This window comes from Streptomyces sp. RPT161, from assembly GCF_027533845.1.
In the GTDB taxonomy this organism is placed as follows: Bacteria; Actinomycetota; Actinomycetes; order Streptomycetales; family Streptomycetaceae; genus Streptantibioticus_A; species Streptantibioticus_A silvisoli_A.
In genome coordinates this window covers 1-684 of the sequence record NZ_JAPZVN010000096.1, presented here as the reverse complement: position 1 = coordinate 684, position 684 = coordinate 1, and the positions used below count along the sequence as shown (strand labels likewise).

General features: G+C 69.4%; 1 protein-coding gene. It reads right to left on the bottom strand.

Annotated features, from left to right (window positions below; translation table 11 throughout):
• Positions 1 to 684 (bottom strand): beta-ketoacyl reductase (locus O5O46_RS35060; RefSeq protein WP_269859735.1); only part of this gene is annotated, 684 nt, incomplete at both ends.

The window sequence follows — 684 nt, the reverse complement described above, 5'->3', positions numbered from 1 at the left end:
GCCGCATCCGACGCTCCAGCTCCTCGTCGGCCGCCATACCTGCTGCCCAGGCACCCCAGGCAACGGACGTCGCCACCAGGCCGTCAGCGCGCCGCTGTTCGGCCAGCGCGTCCAAGTAGGCGTTCGCAGCCGCGTAGTTGGCCTGGCCGGTGCTGCCCAGCGTGCCGCTGATCGATGAGAACAGTACGAACGCGGACAGGTCGAGCTCACGGGTCAGCTCGTGCAGGTTGAGCGCGGAGGCCGCCTTCGCCTGCCACACCTTCTCGAAACGCTCAGGCGTAAGTGCGTCCAGCACACCGTCGTCCAGCACACCCGCGGCATGGATGACGCCGGTCAGCGGTTGCTCGGCCGGAATGGCGGCCAGCAGCTCCGCCAGCGCGTCGCGATCCGCCACATCACAGGCCGCGATCACCACCTCGACACCCGTGGCGGCCAACTCGGCCTGAAGTTCGACAGCACCCGGGGCGTCCATACCCCGCCGACTGGTCAGCAGCACACGCCCGGCGCCATGACGCACCAGCCAACGGGCCACCTCAGCACCCAACGCACCCGTACCGCCAGTGACCAGCACCGTGCCACTCGGCACCCACGAGCCACCCTCGGCACCGTCCTGCGGGGCACGAACAAGCCGACGCCCGAACACCCCCGCCGAACGCACCGCAACCTGATCCTCAACACCAACCG